Origin of the sequence: Luteibacter sp. 621 (genome assembly GCF_050435445.1) — a bacterium.
Taxonomy (GTDB): Bacteria; Pseudomonadota; Gammaproteobacteria; order Xanthomonadales; family Rhodanobacteraceae; genus Luteibacter.
In genome coordinates, this window is sequence record NZ_JBNDKI010000002.1 from 236493 (window position 1) to 255334 (window position 18842).

Genomic DNA, 18842 nt, shown 5'->3' on the forward strand with positions numbered 1-18842 from the left:
TGCTCAGTCCTTGTCATCGTCCGGACGCGCCGTGAGGTGCTCCAGATTGGGCTTATATGCTTCCACGAACGCGTTATGCAGGATGCCGATGACGGCCTGGCTGGTCGACATGCTGCGGTTATCGATCGTGCCGGATATGGGCACGCGCGTGGCGAACTGATCCTTCGACTGGTTCTTGAACACCTTGGTGACGCCCTCTGCCACGGCCTCGTACGCCAGTTTCAGCGGGTTCTTCTTCTCCTGCTCCACATCCTGCTTCCAGCTGAAGATCTTCAGCCCGCGGAAGAGGGGTTTGGCGTAGCCCTCAAGCTTGCGATCCTTTGCCTGCAGCTCCATGACGAAGTCGCCCTCGCCCGCCGCGAAGTCGAGACCCGAATAGGCGCGAACCAGGTCGTTTGCGCGAACCAGCTTGATGTTGTGCACGGTGAGTTCGTAGCGGAAGTCACCCGCTTCCTGCAAAGGATCGAACTCAGCCTTCGTCTGCAGCGGCGCATCGCCCAGGATGTGCGCGGTGGCATCCATATGCGCCACGCGCGAACCGCCCTCGCGCTGGACATTCGTAAGGTTGGTAATCGTGCCGTTCACGTCGGTCATCTTCAGGTCCACCTTCGGACTGGAGACGAAGTTGTGGAACGTGACGGTGCCATTGATCACGTGCAACTCGTCGATGCGCGTAGGCACGATCGCCCGGAGCTGTGCGCGCCAATCCACGCCCTTGCCGGTCTGTGTATCGCCCTCGCCCTTGCCGTCGACGAAGTTGAGTGTCGGCTCGTAGAACTCGACCTTGCCACGCAGGTGGCCACGGGTGAGTGCAGGCCAGCTAAGGGAGATATCGGTGCGTTCCGCATCGAACAACGGTACCGGCAGCTTGCCGTCGACCTTGGTGATGCGCAGATTGTCTATGGAGTACGCACCGCGCCACAGGTGGATGTCGATATCGTCGATGTGCCCGGCATAGGAACCCATGTTGGCCAACCGTGCGTTGAGCTGCCCAAGGACGATGAAGGGCAACGCGATGCGCGCCGCGATCAGGACGATCGCGAGGGCGAGGAGGATCCACAGGCTACGGCGGTAACGGACATGCATATCCGGCAGTGTGGCCGTCGCGAGGTCATCACGGGATGAAGACGGGGCGCAAAAAAACCCCGCCATGGGGCGGGGTTTCCTGGGGTGCTCTGGTAACGAGGCGCTTAGTGCTTCAGCGTCTTGCGCAGGCGCTCCAGCGCCTGGAGCTGTGCGAGGGCTTCGGCCAGCTTGGCCTGGGCCTCGGCCACATCGAGCTGCTCACCACGATTGGCCAGGGCGGCCTCCGCTTCTTCCTTCGCCTTCAGGGCCGCGGCCTCGTCCAGGTCGGCCGCGCGGGCGGCCGTATCGGCGAGGATCGTGACAACCTGCGGCTGCACCTCGAGGATGCCACCGGATACGTAGAACTGCTGGCGGTCACCGTTGGTGCCGACGACGTCCACGTGGCCCGGCTTAAGGCGGGTGATGAGCGGTGCATGGCGCGGCGCGATGCCCAGCTCGCCAAGCTCACCGGTGGCGACCACGAGCGTGGCTTCACCGGAGAAGATCTCGGCTTCGGCACTGACGATGTCGACGCGGATGGTATGGGTCATGGGCTTGGGTTCCGTGCGTTGGGGAAGGGGCGATGAAGGCGCTTACGCGGCCTTCTTCGCACCCATCTCTTCGCCCTTCTTGATGGCTTCGTCGATGCCGCCAACCATGTAGAAGGCCTGCTCCGGCAGGTGGTCCACGTCGCCGTCCACGATCATCTTGAAGCCGCGGATGGTTTCCTTCAGCGGGACGTACTTGCCCGGCGAGCCGGTGAACACTTCGGCCACGTGGAACGGCTGCGAGAAGAAGCGCTCGATCTTGCGGGCGCGCGACACGGCTTCCTTGTCTTCCTGCGACAGCTCGTCCATGCCGAGGATGGCGATGATGTCCTTCAGCTCCTTGTAACGCTGCAGGGTGACCTGCACGCGGCGCGCGGTGTCGTAGTGTTCCTGGCCGATGACGGCCGGGTCCAGCTGACGGCTGGAGGAATCGAGCGGATCCACGGCCGGGTAAATACCCAACGAGGCGATGTTACGGCTCAGCGTCACGGTCGCATCGAGATGCGCGAAGGTGGTGGCCGGCGACGGATCGGTAAGGTCATCCGCGGGCACGTACACGGCCTGGATCGAGGTGATCGAACCGGTCTTGGTCGAGGTGATGCGCTCCTGCAGGACGCCCATTTCCTCAGCCAGGGTGGGCTGGTAACCCACGGCGGACGGCATACGGCCCAGCAGTGCCGAGACTTCGGTACCGGCCAGCGTGTAGCGGTAGATGTTGTCGACGAACAGCAGCACGTCCTTGCCCTTGCCCGACTCGTCCTTCTCGTCGCGGAAGTACTCAGCCATGGTCAGGCCGGTGAGCGCGACGCGCAGGCGGTTGCCCGGCGGCTCGTTCATCTGGCCGTACACCATCGCGACCTTGTCGAGAACGTTGGAGTCCTTCATCTCGTGGTAGAAGTCGTTGCCCTCGCGGGTACGCTCGCCCACGCCGGCGAACACGGAAAGACCCGAGTGCGCCTTGGCGATGTTGTTGATGAGTTCCATCATGTTGACGGTCTTGCCGACGCCGGCGCCGCCGAACAGGCCAACCTTGCCGCCCTTGGCGAACGGGCACATCAGGTCGATAACCTTGATACCGGTTTCCAGCAGCTCGCTCGCGGCGGCCTGGTCGTCATACGACGGGGCTTCGCGGTGGATGACCCACTTTTCCTGCTCGCCGATCGGGCCGGCTTCGTCAATGGGGTTGCCGAGCACATCCATGATGCGGCCGAGCGTAGCCTTGCCGACCGGCACCTTGATGCCTTCGCCGGTGTTCACGGCGATGAGGTTGCGGCGCAGGCCATCGGTGGAACCGAGGGCGATGCAACGGACAATGCCGTCGCCAAGCTGCTGCTGCACTTCAAGCGTGATCTCGGTGCCTTCGACCTTCAGTGCGTCGTAGATCTCGGGGACCTGGTCACGCGGGAACTCGACGTCGACGACCGCGCCGATGATCTGGACAACTTTACCCTGGCTCATGAATGTGCTCCGGATGAATCTTCAATAGTGTTTCGTAGCAGCGCCGCGCTTCGCGTCGCCATCGCTTTATTTCGTCAGACTGCGGCTGCGCCGCCCACGATTTCCGAGATTTCCTGGGTAATCGCGGCCTGGCGGGCCTTGTTGTAGCTGAGCGTGAGCTCGCCGATGACCTTGGTGGCGTTATCGGACGCGGCCTTCATGGCGACCATGCGCGCGGCATGTTCGCTGGCCAGGTTTTCAAGCGCCGCCTGGTACACCACCGACTCGATGTAACGCGTCATCAGGTGCTCGAGCACCGTGCGCGCATCCGGTTCGTAGATGTAATCCCAGTCGTGGGTCTGCTCGACCTTCACGCCCTCGGCCGCGGCACCCTTGGCGTCTTCCAGTTCCTTCGCGACCAGCGACACCGGCAGCAGCGCCTCAATGGTCGGCTTCTGCACGATCGTGTTCACGAAATCGTTGTAGGTCAGGAAAACGCGATCGAGCTTGTTGTCGCTGTAAGCATCGAGCACGACCTTGATCACGCCGATCAGGTCTTCGAGCTTCGGCTTCTCACCCAGGTGCGTGGCGGTGCCGATCAGGTTCACGCCCTTGATGCGGCGGAAGAACTGCACGGCCTTCTGGCCCACGGCCACGATATCGACCTCGACGCCCTTGCCCTGCCACTCGCGGATAGCCACGAGCATGCGGCGGAACAGGTTCGAGTTGAGGCCACCGGCCAGGCCACGATCGGTCGACACCACGATGAACGCGACGCGCGCGACGTTCTCGCGCTCGGTCAGGAACGGGTGGGTGAAGTCGGTGCTGGCCTGGGCGACGTGGGCGATAACCTTGCGCATAAGGCGCGCATACGGGCGCGAGGCCTTCATCAGGTCCTGCGCCTTGCGGATCTTCGACGCCGAGACCATTTCGAGCGCACGCGTCACCTTGCGCATGTTCTGCGTGCTCTTGATCTTGGTTTTGATTTCGCGGCCGCTTGCCATGGCTTACTCGTCTTTGATGGGTAACGCAGCGGGGCGGCGTACCGCCCCGCGTGGGTACTGCTTACCAGCTACCGGTCTTCTTGAACTCGTCGGTGCCCGCCTTGAAGGTGGCCTCGATGTCCTTGTCCCAGTCGCCGGTCTCGTCGATCTTCTTCATCAACTCGGCATTGTTCTGGTGGAAGAAGGCGTGCAGGCCCTTCTCGAACGCCAGCACCTTGTTGACCGGCAGGTCATCGAGGTAGCCCTTCTCGGCAGCGAACACCGACAGGCCGAGCTCGGCGATGGACAGCGGCGAGTACTGCGGCTGCTTCATCAGTTCGGTGACGCGCTGGCCACGATCGAGCTGGGCGCGGGTAGCGGCATCGAGATCGGAAGCGAACTGCGCGAACGCCGCCAGCTCACGGTACTGCGCCAGGGCGAGCTTCACGCCACCGGAGAGCTTCTTGATGATCTTGGTCTGGGCGGCACCGCCGACGCGCGACACCGAGATACCGGCGTTCACCGGCGGACGGATGCCCGCGTTGAACAGGTCGGTTTCCAGGAAGATCTGGCCATCGGTGATGGAGATGACGTTGGTCGGCACGAAGGCCGAAACGTCACCCGCCTGGGTCTCGATGATCGGCAGCGCAGTGAGCGAACCGGTCTTGCCCTTCACTTCGCCGTTGGTCATCTTCTCGACGTATTCGGCGCTGACGCGCGAGGCGCGCTCGAGCAGACGCGAGTGGAGATAGAACACGTCACCCGGGTAGGCTTCGCGGCCCGGCGGGCGCTTGAGCAGCAGCGAGATCTGGCGGTAGGCCACGGCCTGCTTGGAAAGATCGTCGTACACGATCAGCGCGTCTTCGCCGCGATCGCGGAAGTACTCGCCCATGGCGCAGCCGGAGTACGGCGCAACGTACTGCAGGGCAGCCGCTTCGGAGGCCGAAGCCACGACGACGATGGTGTTGGCCAGCGCGCCGTTCTCTTCCAGCTTGCGCACCACGTTCGCGATGGAGCTGCGCTTCTGGCCGATGGCCACGTAGATGCACTTAATGCCAGAGTGCTTCTGGTTGATGATGGCGTCGATCGCGACAGCCGTCTTACCGGTCTGGCGGTCGCCGATGATCAGCTCGCGCTGGCCACGGCCGATCGGGATCATCGAATCGATGGACTTGTAGCCGGTCTGCATCGGCTGGTCGACCGACTGGCGCCAGATCACGCCCGGCGCGACCTTTTCGATCGGCGAGGTGCCGGCGGCATCGATCGGGCCCTTGCCGTCGATCGGGTTGCCCAGCGCATCGACAACGCGGCCCAGCAGGCCCGGGCCGACCGGCACTTCGAGGATGCGGCCGGTGGTCTTGGCGGTATCGCCTTCGCGCAGGTGCTGGTACTCACCGAGCACCACGGCACCCACCGAGTCACGCTCGAGGTTGAGCGCGAGGGCGTAGGTGTCGTTCGGCAGCTCGATCATTTCGCCCTGCATCACATCGGCCAGGCCGTGGATGCGCACGATGCCGTCGGACACGCTGATGATGGTGCCTTCGTTGCGTGCCTCGGCACCGAGCTTGAACTGCTCGATGCGGCTCTTGATCAGCTCACTGATCTCGGACGGGTTCAGAGTGGTGCTGGACATGGTCGGTTCCTTGGGTTGCGCCGCTCTCACGGCACCCGGTGGTATGAGAAGCTCGTAATCAGTGCGTCAGCACGCTGGCCAGCCGCTGCAGGCGGCCGCGCGCCGAACCGTCGATGACCTGCTCGCCCGTGTCGATGATGACACCGCCAAGCAACGCCGCATCGACGTGCGTATCCAGTTCGATCTCACGCTTGAAGCGGCGCTTGAGCGACGCGCGCAGCGCATCCGCCTGGGCGTTATCGAGATCCAGTGCGCTGGTGACCTTGACCTTCAGGGTCGACTCCGACTCCAGCTTGTACTGGTCGTAGAGCGCAGCGATTTCCGGCAGCAGGGCCATGCGGCCGTTCTCCGCCAGCTCCTCGAGGAAGCGGGCGAACGGCGCATCGGCGGCCATGCCTTGCGGAAGGTGGATCGCGACGAGCTGCTTTGGCTGCACGCGCGGATCGGAGCCGAGGCCGGCGACCTGGGGGTCGACCGCGACCGCGGCGGCAAAATTCAGCGCTGCCGACCAATCGGCGAGCGCACCGGACGCGTGCGCTACCTCAAAGGCAGCGCGCGCGTACGGACGGGCGAGGGTGAGCGCCTGGGCCATGATCAGATCTCGGCAGCGAGCTGGTCGAGCAGCGCCTTGTGGGCCGCCGGATCGATTTCACGCTGGACGATCTTTTCTGCACCCTGGATAGCGAGCGCACCCACCTGCTCACGCAGCTGTTCGCGTGCACGCTGGGCCATCGATGCGATCTCGTCCTGGGCCTGGGCCTTCAGACGGTTGATCTCGTCAATGGCTTCCACGCGAGCCTTCTCGACGATGGCGTTGGCCTGGGCCTGGGCCTTGTCGATGATCTCGGTGGACTGGACGCGAGCCTGCTTGATCTCGGCCGCGACCTTGGCGTCGGCGTCCTTGAGCTCCGCACGGGCGCGCTCAGCGGCGGCAAGGCCCTCGGCCACCTTCTTCTGGCGCTCTTCGATGGCACCATTGAGCTGGGGCCAGATGAACTTGGTGGTAAACCAGACCAGGATCGCAAAAGAGATCATCTGGCCCAGGAAGGTCATGTTGATTTCCATGATCTCTCCGAAAGACTCCGAACGCGTGTGTACTGACGGCCGCCGCAGCGCTTAGCGCCGCGGCGGCAAGACGAACGAACGGCTTCTTAGCCGCCGATGGCGGCGCGGACGACGCCAACCAGCGGGTTCGAGAACGCGAAGAGCAGCGCCACGGCGAGGCCGATAATGAACGCCGCGTCGATCAGGCCGGCGAGCAGGAACATGCGGCCCTGGAGCAGCGGGACCAGCTCAGGCTGGCGAGCGGCCGACTCGAGGAACTTCGAGCCCATGATGGCGATACCGAGGCAGGCGCCGAGCGCACCGAGGCCGATGATCACGCCGATGGCGATGGCGGTCATGCCCTGGACGTGGGCGAGAAGCGATGCGAGTTCCATGGTGTTCTCCTGGGATATACAAATAACGAAAGGTTGGAAACGAAACGATTAAAAACTGAAGTTTTTAGCGTCGGGCGGTGAGTTAGTGGTGTTCCCGCGCCGTGGCGATGTAGACGATCGTCAGCATCATGAAGATGAACGCCTGCAGGGCGATGATCAGGATGTGGAAGATCGCCCAGGCCGTGTTGAACACGACGCCAGGCACGAAGCTGATCCAGCTCACCATCAGACCGGCAATCAGCATGAACACCAGTTCGCCGCCGTACATGTTGCCGAACAGTCGCATGGCGAGCGACACGGGCTTCGACAGGGTTTCGACGACGTTAAGAAGGAAGTTGGGGATCACCAGCACCAGCTTGGCGATCGGGTTTTCCGCGTGGAACGGCGCGGTCATCAGTTCCTTGCCGAAACCGAAGCCGCCCTTGGCCTTGATGCCATGGCCGATGACGATGAACAGCACGGCGACCGAGAGGCCCACGGTGGTGTTGATGTCCGCGGTGGGCACCATGCGGAAGTAGGTGTGGTGCGCTACTTCATCACCCGCGAAGGTGTGGACGAGCCAGCCAGCCAGGTCGACCGGCAGCAGATCCATGGCGTTCATGAGGAACACCCACATGAAGATGGACAGCGCCAGCGGCGTGACCGTGCGACGGTCGCCGTGGAAGGTGTCCTTCACCTGGGTATCGACGAACTCGATGGCCAGCTCGACCAGGGCCTGGCCCTTGGACGGCACGCCCGAGGTGGCCTTGCGGGCGAACAGCCAGAACCACAGGCAGAACGCGGCACCAAGGACGAACGAGACGACGATGGAGTCGGCACGGAGATTCCAGAACCAGAAATGATCGGCGCTGAAATTCACCGTCATGTGTTCCAGATGGTGCTGGATGTATTCGGTTAGACCGCCCTGCGGTTCGCTAGCCATGCCTCAACCCTTGAATCTGAATGCAAATATGTTGACCGCGTATGCCGCTACCAGGCCGACCAATGCCGGCAAGGGTGGCAGCTTCCACTGAACCAGAATGAGCAGCAGGCCCCCGATCAGAATGATCCAGCGAAGGATCATGCCCACCAGGAACCGCATGAACGTTGCCCCTGCCCCGCCCAGCGCGCTGAACGCTCGCGCGGCAAGCAGCGCGGTGGCGATAGCGACGATCAGGGCACCTGCGAAAGCGGCCAGTCCGGCGGCGCGCCCCTGCAGGCAAAAAGCGAGTCCCGCGACGACGGCCACCGCGAGCTGCGTGATAACCACGCGCATAGCAAGGTGACGACCGGCTGCAAGACTGTTGAGCAACGCGAGGCTCCCGTGGTTTCGCTCGAAGGCGGCACCAGATGGTTCAACGGGCCACGGTTTAATCTGGAAAAGTATACCAGTGCCGTAAACAACCGGACAAGCGACGAAAGTCCATAACCACCCGCCGGCGCGACGATCCGTCGCGTCGTTGGCGAGGAGCGGCGATGGATCAGGCCCTGGCGGGCGTGCCCACCAGTGCGCCCAGCGATGTCGCCGTTTCCACGGCCACACCCATGATGTCGCCGGCGGCCGTTGCGGCCCGCTCGACGCCCTCCCGCTGCAGATCGCCGCCACGCACGAACATGGCGCGCACAGCGTCGGCATCCTGGGCCACCATGGCATCGGCCATGAGTCCCGTCGCCGCACGTGCATGCCCTTCAAGCGCCTGTAGCTGCAGATCAGCCACCCGCTCCATGCCACGCCAGGCCACGGCCTGTGCGGCGGTAGCCTGTTCGACGAACCGAGCAAGATCAGCGTAAGCGTTTACGTGCGGCATCGTGTTCCGTCGGGGAAACGGGGAGGTGCCGGAGTGTAGACCCGCCTGCTGCAAGGCAGCAACCATAATTTGTTGCGATGACAGCTTTTGTCTTGCCGAATCGGCGCCTGGCTTACGGGGTGTATTCAGCGCCCGACGTGCAGGTCTCGTGGACCACGACCTTGCACAGCAGCGGCACCTCGGGGCTGAGGTTTTCGAAGATCCACCGGGCGAGGTTTTCGCTGGTGGGGTTCTCGAGCCCCTCGATGTCGTTGAGGTAGTGGTGGTCCAGGCGCTCGTACAGGGGCTTGAACCGGGCCTTGAGGTCGCTGAAATCCATGACCCAGCCGAACACGGGGTCCAGCGGGCCTTCCACGTGCAGTTCAACGCGGAACGAGTGGCCGTGCAGGCGTGAGCATTTGTGCCCTTCGGGCACGTTCGGCAGCCGGTGGGCGGCCTCGATATTGAAGGTCTTGAAGATACGCATGGCGCCATTGTAGCCGACCGCACGAATCTGACTGGCCGCAAGGAACCTTCACGACGCAGATCGCACTTTGGCCGATCCAACCGGCCGGTTCATGGACTTTTCATGGCGTAACGGTTGCAGTGGTAACTACACAGGCGGCGCGAGGGGGCGCCCGCCGACACCGGCATCGGTTCACCGAAGGAGGCATCGATGTGCCTTGGTCGTGAGTCTGTCGACCAGCCGCAACCCTGCGCGCTGGCCGAGGGAGTGTTTTCCGCCTTACCGTGGCCCTGCGTGGTCTGGCCCAGCCAGGGCGGCCGTGCGGTCATGGTCAACAGCGCCTTCCAGCGCGAGTTCGGCATTAGCCGTGGCAGGGCCGGGCCGGCGTGGCTCGACGCCCACCTGGCCCCCACCGGGCAACCCGACGAGTACCTGTTCCGCGACCGCCACGCGGCCCCGCGCCGCTACCGGGTCACCCGGCAGACACTCGACATGGCGCCGATCACGTTCCAGGCGGTGTTCCTGATGCCACTTGGCGATGAGCCCTCAACGGCCGAGGCGGAACCGAACACGCTCACCAGCCTGCGCCCAGGGGTCGCACTGACCCGCCGCGAATCCCAGGTGCTGGACGGGATCATGCTGGGCAAGCTCAACAAGGTGATTGCCAGTGAGCTGAAGATCAGCCCGAAGACCGTGGAACTGCACCGCTCCAACCTGATGACCAAACTGCGCGTGCACAACGTGGTAGAGCTAGCCCGCGTGGTGCTGGATGCCGCACCCTCCGAACTCGAAGCCGCACCTTTGTAGGAGCGCGCTTGCGCGCGATCCGGGCGTTGCCGCAAGCACCTATCGCGCGCAAGCGCGCTCCTACAGGGGCATAACGCAGGCAAGAAAAAAGCCGCCCCGGCAGGCCGGAGCGGCTTTCTTTTTCCTGGTGGCTAGAGGCGGGCTCGAACCGCCGACCTCAGCATTATGAGTGCCGCGCTCTGACCAGCTGAGCTACCTAGCCATGAAACCTGGTCGTCCGCGAGGTGGCTCGCGAAGGCCGGGCAGTTTAATCGGGGCTGGCTCACCAAGCAAGGGGCGCCTTGAAGCGGCTTCTCGCGGTGTGGTTGAATCGACCGTAACGCGAAAGGTTCGCGGAGGCTGAATGATCGACGCAGATGGCTATCGACCGAACGTGGGGATTGTCCTCCTCAACGCCGACGGCCGCCTGTTCTGGGCGCGCCGGGTGAACCGGGACGGCTGGCAGTTCCCCCAGGGCGGCATGCGCAGCGACGAAACGCCGCTGGAAGCCATGTACCGCGAGCTGGAGGAAGAGACTGGCCTGGGCGCCCAACACGTCGAGGTGCTGGCCGAGACGCGCGGCTGGCTGCGTTACCGCCTGCCTAACCGTTTTGTGCGCCATCACCAGCGCCCCACCTGCATCGGCCAGAAACAGGTCTGGTTCCTGCTGCGCCTGACCGGTGGCGAGGATGCCCTGCGCCTGGATGCCTGCGAAAAGCCCGAGTTCGACCTCTGGCGCTGGGTGGACTTTTGGTACCCGGCCAACCACGTGGTCAACTTCAAGCGCCAGGTGTATGAGCGCGCTCTGCGCCAGTTCGCCCCCACGGTCGAGACCGTGTGCCGGGTCGAGATCGGCACCTGCCCCCAGCAGGCCGAGCTCCTGCGCCTGGCACGGGAAGCGGCCGGCCAGGGCTGAACGGCTGGCTGAACGGCCTTCACAATCGCGCAGTTGACAATCGTTCGCATTCGCGTTCGAATTCGCACCATGTACATCTGCATGTGCAACGCCGTCACCGACCACGCCATCCGCCGCCACGCGGCCGAGGGCGTGCAGACCTTTGCCGAGCTCCAGGCCCGTACAGGCTGTTCGGATTGCTGCGGCGCCTGCGAGCCTGAGGCCCGGCAGTGTTTGCGGGAGGCCATCGCGGCGCAGCCTTCCGTGCTCTCGTTTCTGCCTGCCACGGCCTGAGGCGGGGTTGCCGGCCTGAGGGCCGGATCGCGCGCAAGCGCGCTCCTACAGGCCGCACCCGTTGCGCACCCCCGTTACGCGTCTCAGCGGCCGCCAGACGCGGACGCAAACCGTCTTCATTCTCGTTACGTCATCGCTTTTACGGGCGACGTATAGTCGTGGCTGAATTCCCAGGGAGACGCCACATGAAGGGCGACGCTAAGGTCATCGAATACCTCAACAAGGTCCTCTACAACGAGCTGGCCGCCATCAACCAGTACTTCCTGCATTACAGGATGTTCAAGGACTGGGGCTACAACGAGCTGGCCAAGCATGAGTACGAGGAATCGATCGAGGAAATGAAGCACGCGGACAAGCTCATCGAGCGAATCCTGTTCCTCGATGGCCTGCCCAACCTGCAGCACCTCGGCAAGCTGCGCATCGGCGAGAACGTCGTCGAAGCCCTTCAGGGCGACCTGGACCTGGAAATGCTTGCGACCAAGGACCTGCGCGAGGCGATCGCCTACAGCGAAGGCATCCATGATTTCGTGAGCCGCGACCTGTTCAAGTTCATCCTTGGCCAGGAAGAAGAGCACATCGACTGGCTGGAAACGCAGTTCAGCCTCATCTCGGATATCGGCCCCGAGCGCTACATGCTCAGCAAGGTCGGCCCCCTGGAACACTGATTCGACGAAAGGCCGCCGCGAGGCGGCCTTTTTCGTTGGAACGTGGCGGGGTTCCTTGACCATTCTGAAACGCAGGGGCTATACCATCGGCCCTTCACGCTTCTTGCACGGAACCCTCCATGGCGCCACGCCATCCGCCACGCTTCGTCGTGCGCACGCACGACGCCGCCCGCGAGCGCCGCACCCTGCTGCTGCTGGGCGCCGGTTGGGCGGCGAGTATCGTGGCCGCCGCTGGGCTGGCATGGGCACTTGCCTCGCCCAAGGTGGGCGCTCCTGGCGCACCGCGGGCCAGTACGGGGCAGCTCCGCGCCGACAACGAGGACCTGCGCCAGCAGGTGGCCAACCTGGAACGGGCGGGCCAGGTAGCGGATATCGCCACGAAAGAGCTCAAGAAGAACCTGGCCGAGCGCGACGAAGAAATCAGCGGCCTGCGCACCGACCTGGCGTTCTACTCCCGCCTGGTCGGCGGCAATGGTCAACGCGATGGCCTGAAGATCCAGGGCGCCCGTGTGACCGCTGTGCCCGGGATGCCCAACGCCTGGAACCTCGTGGTCACCCTCACCCAGAACGCGCGCCGCGGCGAGTTGCTCAAGGGTGACCTGAAGGTGGCCGTCGAGGGCATCCAGGGCGCCAAGGTCGCCACGCTCGAGGGCGCGGCCCTGGGCCAGTCCGCCGCCTCTACGGGCATCCCGTTCTCGTTCAAATATTTCCAGCAGGTCCAGGCCAGCTTCACCGTCCCGACGGGCTTTCGCCCCACGCGCCTGCGCTTTAACGCCAGCGCGGGCGATGGTGATGCCACCAACACCACGGTGGCCTGGGCGGACGCCACTCGCACCGATGAGGTCACCGATGTTCAGCAGCAACCGTAAGAACCCCACGCCGTCGGTCGGCGCGGCGGCCACCAGCCTCATCGCACGGAGCGTCACTGTGCGCGGCGACGTGCACTTCTCCGGCGCCCTGCACCTGGATGGCACGGTGGAGGGCTCGATCCACGCCGACCCGGGCAGCGACGGCGTACTCACGGTGAGTGAGACCGGCCGTGTCGTGGGCCGCGTGGAGGTGCCGCACGCGGTGATCAACGGCGCGATCACGGGCGATATCGATGTCGCAGAACGCCTTGAGCTTGCCCCGCTGGCCCGGATCGAGGGCGATGTGCACTACCAGGTGCTCGAAATGGCCGCGGGCGCCCAGGTCAACGGCAAGATGATCCACCGGGCGCCGGTTACCGTGCGCCAGCTTGCCCAGCAGGCGATCGAAGCGGCGCCGGCCCTGAGCTGAAAGGCTTGACCTGCGGCCGAACGGCGCCATTATGGGTGGTATGAACAACCCATTCCCCATGGCCCCGACCGGCGCGCCGGACTACCGGTCGGCCGGCGCTCCGCTGGTCTTTACCGAAGCGGCCGCCCGCAAGGTGCACGAGCTGATCGAAGAGGAAGGTAACCCCGGCCTCAAGCTGCGCGTGTACATCAGCGGCGGCGGCTGCTCGGGCTTCCAGTACGGCTTCACCTTCGACGAAGACCAGGCAGAGGACGACCTCGCCATCTCGCGCGAAGGTGTCACGCTGGTCGTCGATCCGCTATCGCTGCAGTACCTCACCGGCGCCGAGATCGATTACGCCGAATCGTTCAGTGGTTCGCAGTTCGTTATCCGCAACCCCAACGCGAAGACGACCTGCGGCTGCGGCTCGTCGTTCAGCGCCTGACCGGCGCCGCCGCGTGAGCGCAGAGCAGGAGCGCGACAAGGCCGCCGCCACCCGGGCCAGGGAAAACGTCTTCGCCGGCATCGATATCGATCGCATGGCGGAGCGGCGCGATGACCGCCTCTGGGTCGAGGAAACCGAGCGTGCCGCGAGTACGCGCTTCCTTGTGCTCGATACCGAAGGCCAGGCCTTCGTCACGCCCGATGCCGATGCGCCGCACTGGATGTTGCCCGCCATGCGCGAGGAGCGCTTTGGCGATGTCCCCTCCACGCTGCTTGGCCTGGCCGATGGCCAGGCTTGGTTCACGCTGGTTCTCGACGAAGCCCACGCCGAACTCTTTGCCAGTATGACGGGCGCGCGGCGCATGTCGCTGCGTGATGCCGGCCTGTTGTTCCATGCGTTCGAAGCCGGGCTGTTCGCATTCGCCAAGGGCGTAACGCACTGGCAGCGGCAAACCCGTTTTTGCACGCTCTGCGGCTCGCCCACGGTCGTCGTGGCGGCAGGCCATCGCGTGCAATGCACGAATCCGGATGGCGCCCACCTCCACTTCCCACGTACCGACGGGGCGATCATCGTGATCGTGGAGCACGGCGATGCATGCCTGCTCGGTCGGCAGCGCGGCTGGCCCGCGGGGCGCTATTCGACGCTCGCTGGCTTTATCGAGCCCGGTGAATCGCTCGAAGACGCGGTAAAGCGCGAGGTGCGTGAAGAGTCCGGCGTGGAAGTGCTGCATGCCACCTACCACTCATCGCAACCCTGGCCCCTGCCCGCCTCGCTGATGGTCGGTTTCACGGCCGTGGCGAAGCACCGTGATATCCGCCTGCGCGATGACGAACTGGAAGATGCGCGCTGGTTCACGGTCGACGATATCGTCCAGGGCATGGCGTCGGGCACGCTGGGCGTGCCGCCACCGCTCTCCGTGTCGTACCGGCTTATCGAGCATTGGCTCAGCCTTCGCGGCGTCAGCCTGGCCGAACTGATCGCGAGCGCGCCCAAGCGCTAAGGCTTCGCCTACAATCGGGCCAACGTCCCGTTTGAAACGCGCATGCCATGGCCTTACGACTGCTCGCCGTCCTCATCGCCCTCGTTATCGCCTGGAGCGTGCCGCAGTTGGCCCGCTGGCGCGATGAGCGCTGGTTCCGCGGCTGGGTAACCCGCCTGGGCGATACGTCCGGCGCCGGCCGCGTCGCCATCGTGCTGCTGGTTCCGGTGCTGGCGTGCGCCATCATCGCTGGCATCCTCCGCGCGTTGCCCCTGTTCGACCTGGCCTGGCTGGCCTTCGCCGTGGTAGTGCTGGTTTACAGCCTGGGGCCACGCGAAATCGAAGCGGATATCGATAACGTCGTCCGCGCGCCAGACGTCCTTCGCCGCGACGAAGCCGTCGCCGCCCTGCGCGTCGATGCCGAGCCGCTGCCCTGGTTTGCCCCCGCTATCGTGGAAGCCACGTTCTATTCGGCGCTGCGCCGCCGTTTCGGCGTGCTGTTCTGGTTCTTCCTGCTCGGCCCCGCTGGTGCACTCGGCTACCGCCTTGCGCAAACCCTTGGCCGCGACGTATCGCTTGCCCTGGATAGTGCGACACGTGCCGCGGCACAGCGCCTTGCCGACACCCTGGACTGGCTCCCCGCGCACCTGATGGTGTTCGCCATGGCGCTGGTCTCGGATTTCGATGCGGTCATGGGTGCCTGGAAAGCCTGGCACCACCAATCGGGCAGCCCGCGCTCGCGCCTTGAGCCCGATTTCCTGGGCGCCGTGGCCCGCGCGGGTGTCGATGCCGATGTGGAAGCCGGCGATGGCTACGCGCAGGACGTAAGCGACCCGGTGGCCGCGCTTGAAGACGCGCGACGGGTGATCCGCCGCGTGCTGGTGGTGTGGCTGGCGGTCGTCGCGATTATCGTCCTGGCCGCGCTGGCCGCCTGAGCGTTTCCCTAGGCTTTATCACCACGCAGTTCGCTGACGCGCGCCTCCAGCACCGAGGCGCTCGCCGCGCCCACCGGCAGCGGCGCACCACCGACCAGTTCGATCCGGGACCAGAACCGGCGCGGTAACCGTGCGCGGCGCAACGCGCCATCGCGGCGGCTGAAGATGCTGCCCCACATGCCGCGCAACGCGAGCGGCACGACGGGCACCGGCCTGCGCGCCAGGATGCGATCAATGCCAGGCCGGAACGCCTGGATCGCGCCGTCGCCCGTCAGGCCACCTTCGGGGAAAATGCACACCACCTCACCGGCGGCGAGTGCGGCATCGATCTCCTCGAAGGCTGTTTCCATCAGCGCCGCATCCTCGTTCCGGCCCGCAATAGGGATGGCCTTAGCCGTACGAAACACGAAATTCAGCACGGGGATGTTGAAGATCTTGTAGTACATGACGAAACGCATCGGCCTGCGCACGCACGCCATCAGGATCAGCGGATCCATGAAGCTGACGTGGTTGCAAACCACCACCGCAGCTCCTTCATCCGGTACGTTCTTGAGGCCGTCCACGCGCACGCGGTAAAGCGTGTTCACGAGCACCCACGTGATGAACCGCATCATGAACTCGGGAACGAGCGTGAAGATGTATATCGCCACCGCGATATTCACCACCCCCGTCACAAGGAAGATGGTCGGCGTGTCGAGCCCCGCTGCGGTAAGGCCGATGCCGAATCCGGATGCAATGCAGATCAGCAGGGCATTGACGATGTTGTTGCCGGCGATGATGCGCGAAAGGCGCTCGCGCGGCGCACGGCTTTGCACGAACGCGAACAGGGGCACCACGTAGAAGCCGGCGAACGCGCCGATCAAGGTGAGATCCATCGCCGCGCGCCACGCTCCCGGCACGCTGAGGAACGCGCTCCACGTCAGTGAGGATCCTGCGGCGATGGTGGGGCGCGCGAAATAAAGGTCAATCGCGAAGACGGTGAGGCCGAAGGCGCCCATCGGCACCAGGCCAATCTCCACACGTTTGCGCGACATTTTCTCACACAGCAGCGAGCCGATACCGGTGCCCAGCGAAAACAGCGTCAGCACCAGCGTGTTCACCGAGCCATCGCCGCCAAGCACATGGCGCGTGTAATTGGGCAGCTGGGCGATCATCACCGTGCCGAAGAACCAGAACCACGAAATACCCAGCACCGCGTTGAAGATCGCACGGTCTTCGTGGGTTAGCTTCAGCACCCGCCAAGTTTCGGAAAACGGATTCCAGTTGAAACGAAGATCCGGTGCGGTCGCGGGCGCCGCCGGGATGGCGCGGCACACCAGATAGCCCGCCACGGCGATGGCGATCGTGGTGAGTGAAGCAGCCGTGGTCCCGTAACCCGCAATGAGCATGAGCGAGTTGCCGACGATCATGCCGGTGAGCATGGCCAGCTGCGTGCCCGTTTCCACCAGCGCATTGCCACCCACCAGCTCACTGCGCTCCAGCGCCTGCGGCAGGATCGAGTACTTGATGGGGCCAAACACGGTGGAATGCACACCCATCAGGAACAGCACGAGCAAAAGCAGCGACACATGGTGCGTGTAGAAACCCACTGCCGCGATCGCCATGGCGGCGATCTCGAACAGTTTCACATAACGAGTGATGCGGGTTTTCTCGAACTTTTCCGCAAGCTGCCCCGCCGTGGCGGAGAACAGAAAGTACGGCAGGATGAACAACGCAGGCGCCAGGTTCGTGTAGAGCGACACCTGGTTATCCGGCAGGCCCATCTGGAACGCCACCAGCATGACCATGGCGTTACGGAATGCGTTGTCGTTGAACGCCCCCAGCGCCTGGGTCCAGAAAAACGGCGCGAAGCGGCGCTTGCCGAGCAGTGAGAACTGGGACATCCGTGGGCTATCCTGGCGGTGTGGCCGCAGTGTAGCCGAGCCGTGCTTACCCGCGTGCGAGCGCGCGATGGGCGATATCGTGGCGGAAGAAGGCATCCGCGAAGGTGACCTTCTCGAGCGCTGCGTAAGCCTTCGCGCGCGCATCGACCAGGTCGCTGCCCAGCGCGCATACGGTAAGCACACGGCCGCCCGCGCTCACGGGGCGGCCCTGGGGGTCCAGCGCCGTACCCGCATGGAACACCTTCACGTCCGGGTCGAAATCGGCATCCGCCCCCGTGATCACATCGCCGTTGCGAACCTTCCCAGGGTAACCGCCAGCGGCGAGCACCACGCCAAGCGACGGGCGCGGGTCCCACTGGGCTTGAACCTTGCCGACGTCACCATCCAGCGCGGCTTCGACCAGGTCCAACAGATCGGATTGCAGGCGCAGCATGATCGGCTGGGTTTCCGGATCGCCGAAGCGGACATTGAACTCGATGACCTTGGGCGCACCGGCCTTGTCGATCATCAGCCCGGCATACAGGAAGCCGGTGAATGGGGCGCCATCTTTTGCCATGCCCGCGAGGGTCGGCTCGATGATCTCGCGCATCACGCGGGCGGAGACCTCATCGGTCACGACCGGTGCCGGCGAATAAGCGCCCATGCCGCCGGTGTTGGGGCCCTGGTCGCCATCGTCGCGGCGCTTATGGTCCTGGCTGGTGGCCATGGGCAGCGCGCGCGCACCATCGGCGATCACGATGAAGCTGGCTTCTTCGCCGTCGAGGAATTCCTCGATCACGACGCGCGATGAGGCATCGCCGAAGGCCTTGTCGCCCAGCATGTCGCGCAGGGCCACTTCGGCTTCGGCCAGGGTCATGGCCACCACCACGCCCTTGCCCGCGGCCAGGCCATCGGCCTTGATCACGATGGGGGCACCGGTACCGCGCACATGCGCCAGTGCCGGTTCCAGATCGGTGAACACGGCGTAGTGCGCCGTGGGGATGGCGTGCCGGGCAAGAAAATCCTTGGCGAAGGCCTTGCTGCCTTCGAGCTGAGCCGCAGCAGCGCGCGGGCCGAAGCAACGCAAGCCCTCGTCCGTGAAGCGATCGACCACACCTGCCACGAGCGGCACTTCGGGACCAACCACCGTGAGGCCTACGCCCTCGGCCTTCGCCAGCGCGACGAGGCCATCGAGGTCGGTGGCGGCGACATTTGCGTTGCGCAGGCCCGGCTCGACGGCCGTGCCGGCGTTACCCGGCGCCACGAGCACCTCATCGACGCGCGGCGACTGGCCGAGTTTCCAGGCCAGGGCGTGTTCGCGGCCGCCGCTACCGATGACGAGGACTTTCATGGGGATCTCCGGTTCGTGGACCGGCGATTGTAACCC

23 protein-coding genes and 1 tRNA gene are annotated in these 18842 nt (G+C 64.6%); 9 read left to right on the forward strand and 15 right to left on the reverse strand.

The genetic code is table 11. The features are described from left to right. Positions 1–3 precede the first annotated feature (3 nt). The 12 genes from ABIE56_RS03285 to queD form a co-directional block, all read right to left on the reverse strand. Complete coding sequence (locus ABIE56_RS03285) at positions 4–1152, reverse strand: DUF748 domain-containing protein (protein ID WP_429242409.1); 1149 nt, start codon at positions 1150–1152, stop codon at positions 4–6. A 38-nt stretch (positions 1153–1190) separates the two neighbouring features. Beyond that, on the reverse strand, positions 1191–1616 hold the full coding sequence (locus tag ABIE56_RS03290; RefSeq protein WP_429242410.1) for a F0F1 ATP synthase subunit epsilon: 426 nt from the start codon (positions 1614–1616) through the stop codon (positions 1191–1193). A 42-nt stretch (positions 1617–1658) separates the two neighbouring features. After that, positions 1659–3071, reverse strand: a complete 1413-nt coding sequence (gene atpD, locus ABIE56_RS03295; protein ID WP_429242411.1) for a F0F1 ATP synthase subunit beta — start codon at positions 3069–3071, stop codon at positions 1659–1661. A gap of 74 nt (positions 3072–3145) precedes the next feature. Beyond that, positions 3146–4054, reverse strand: a complete 909-nt coding sequence (gene atpG, locus ABIE56_RS03300; protein WP_429242412.1) for a F0F1 ATP synthase subunit gamma — start codon at positions 4052–4054, stop codon at positions 3146–3148. Positions 4055–4115: 61 nt separating this feature from the next. Next, a complete protein-coding gene (gene atpA / locus ABIE56_RS03305) occupies positions 4116–5666 on the reverse strand; it encodes a F0F1 ATP synthase subunit alpha (protein ID WP_429242413.1) in 1551 nt (516 codons plus the stop codon). 58 nt (positions 5667–5724) lie between these two features. Then, positions 5725–6258 (reverse strand): F0F1 ATP synthase subunit delta, encoded by a 534-nt coding sequence (locus ABIE56_RS03310; RefSeq protein ID WP_429242414.1) that lies wholly within the window; start codon positions 6256–6258, stop codon positions 5725–5727. Between the two features lie 2 nt (positions 6259–6260). Beyond that, positions 6261–6731: a F0F1 ATP synthase subunit B gene (locus tag ABIE56_RS03315; protein ID WP_247432011.1), complete on the reverse strand. Its 471-nt coding sequence runs from the start codon at positions 6729–6731 to the stop codon at positions 6261–6263. An 86-nt stretch (positions 6732–6817) separates the two neighbouring features. Further along, on the reverse strand, positions 6818–7105 hold the full coding sequence (gene atpE, locus ABIE56_RS03320) for a F0F1 ATP synthase subunit C (RefSeq protein WP_247331317.1): 288 nt from the start codon (positions 7103–7105) through the stop codon (positions 6818–6820). A gap of 82 nt (positions 7106–7187) precedes the next feature. Continuing rightward, a complete protein-coding gene (gene atpB, locus ABIE56_RS03325) occupies positions 7188–8027 on the reverse strand; it encodes a F0F1 ATP synthase subunit A (RefSeq protein WP_429242415.1) in 840 nt (279 codons plus the stop codon). Positions 8028–8030: 3 nt separating this feature from the next. Next, on the reverse strand, positions 8031–8396 hold the full coding sequence (locus tag ABIE56_RS03330; RefSeq protein ID WP_429242416.1) for an ATP synthase subunit I: 366 nt from the start codon (positions 8394–8396) through the stop codon (positions 8031–8033). Between the two features lie 169 nt (positions 8397–8565). Further along, complete coding sequence (locus tag ABIE56_RS03335) at positions 8566–8892, reverse strand: hypothetical protein (protein ID WP_429242417.1); 327 nt, start codon at positions 8890–8892, stop codon at positions 8566–8568. 112 nt (positions 8893–9004) lie between these two features. Further along, a complete protein-coding gene (gene queD, locus ABIE56_RS03340) occupies positions 9005–9358 on the reverse strand; it encodes a 6-carboxytetrahydropterin synthase QueD (RefSeq protein WP_429242418.1) in 354 nt (117 codons plus the stop codon). A gap of 189 nt (positions 9359–9547) precedes the next feature. Here queD and ABIE56_RS03345 point away from each other — a divergent pair, with 189 nt between their 5' ends. Continuing rightward, the gene (locus tag ABIE56_RS03345; protein ID WP_429242419.1) at positions 9548–10144 is read left to right on the forward strand and encodes a response regulator transcription factor; all 597 of its coding nucleotides are present in this window, start codon (positions 9548–9550) and stop codon (positions 10142–10144) included. Positions 10145–10269: 125 nt separating this feature from the next. Here the strand turns inward: ABIE56_RS03345 and ABIE56_RS03350 are convergent. Further along, positions 10270–10346: transfer RNA gene (locus tag ABIE56_RS03350), tRNA-Met, on the reverse strand. A gap of 141 nt (positions 10347–10487) precedes the next feature. Between ABIE56_RS03350 and ABIE56_RS03355 the strand changes: the two genes are divergently transcribed. From ABIE56_RS03355 to ABIE56_RS03390, 8 genes are all read left to right on the forward strand, one after another. Then, positions 10488–11039, forward strand: a complete 552-nt coding sequence (locus ABIE56_RS03355; protein WP_429242420.1) for an RNA pyrophosphohydrolase — start codon at positions 10488–10490, stop codon at positions 11037–11039. Between the two features lie 81 nt (positions 11040–11120). Further along, complete coding sequence (locus ABIE56_RS03360; RefSeq protein ID WP_429242421.1) at positions 11121–11312, forward strand: (2Fe-2S)-binding protein; 192 nt, start codon at positions 11121–11123, stop codon at positions 11310–11312. A 185-nt stretch (positions 11313–11497) separates the two neighbouring features. After that, complete coding sequence (gene bfr / locus ABIE56_RS03365) at positions 11498–11977, forward strand: bacterioferritin (RefSeq protein WP_247431986.1); 480 nt, start codon at positions 11498–11500, stop codon at positions 11975–11977. Between the two features lie 119 nt (positions 11978–12096). Further along, positions 12097–12846, forward strand: a complete 750-nt coding sequence (locus ABIE56_RS03370) for a DUF6776 family protein (RefSeq protein WP_429242422.1) — start codon at positions 12097–12099, stop codon at positions 12844–12846. Beyond that, positions 12827–13255, forward strand: coding sequence for a bactofilin family protein (locus ABIE56_RS03375; protein WP_429242423.1), 429 nt, complete (start codon positions 12827–12829; stop codon positions 13253–13255). Before ABIE56_RS03370 ends, ABIE56_RS03375 begins: the two co-directional genes overlap by 20 nt. Before the next feature lie 40 nt (positions 13256–13295). Next, positions 13296–13679: an iron-sulfur cluster insertion protein ErpA gene (gene erpA, locus ABIE56_RS03380; protein WP_157006468.1), complete on the forward strand. Its 384-nt coding sequence runs from the start codon at positions 13296–13298 to the stop codon at positions 13677–13679. 13 nt (positions 13680–13692) lie between these two features. Further along, entirely contained in the window at positions 13693–14679 is a 987-nt protein-coding gene (gene nudC / locus ABIE56_RS03385) for an NAD(+) diphosphatase (protein ID WP_429242424.1), read from the forward strand. A gap of 47 nt (positions 14680–14726) precedes the next feature. Next, on the forward strand, positions 14727–15593 hold the full coding sequence (locus tag ABIE56_RS03390; RefSeq protein ID WP_429242425.1) for a cobalamin biosynthesis protein: 867 nt from the start codon (positions 14727–14729) through the stop codon (positions 15591–15593). An 8-nt stretch (positions 15594–15601) separates the two neighbouring features. On the opposite strand, the gene ABIE56_RS03395 is transcribed toward ABIE56_RS03390, so the two are convergent. Together ABIE56_RS03395 and purD are read right to left on the reverse strand one after the other, a co-directional pair. Further along, positions 15602–17476 carry an MFS transporter gene (locus ABIE56_RS03395; RefSeq protein WP_429242426.1) on the reverse strand — a complete coding sequence of 625 codons (1875 nt, stop codon included), beginning with the start codon at positions 17474–17476 and terminating at the stop codon, positions 15602–15604. Positions 17477–17522: 46 nt separating this feature from the next. Next, on the reverse strand, positions 17523–18806 hold the full coding sequence (gene purD, locus ABIE56_RS03400) for a phosphoribosylamine--glycine ligase (protein ID WP_429242427.1): 1284 nt from the start codon (positions 18804–18806) through the stop codon (positions 17523–17525). Between the last annotated feature and the right edge of the window lie 36 nt (positions 18807–18842).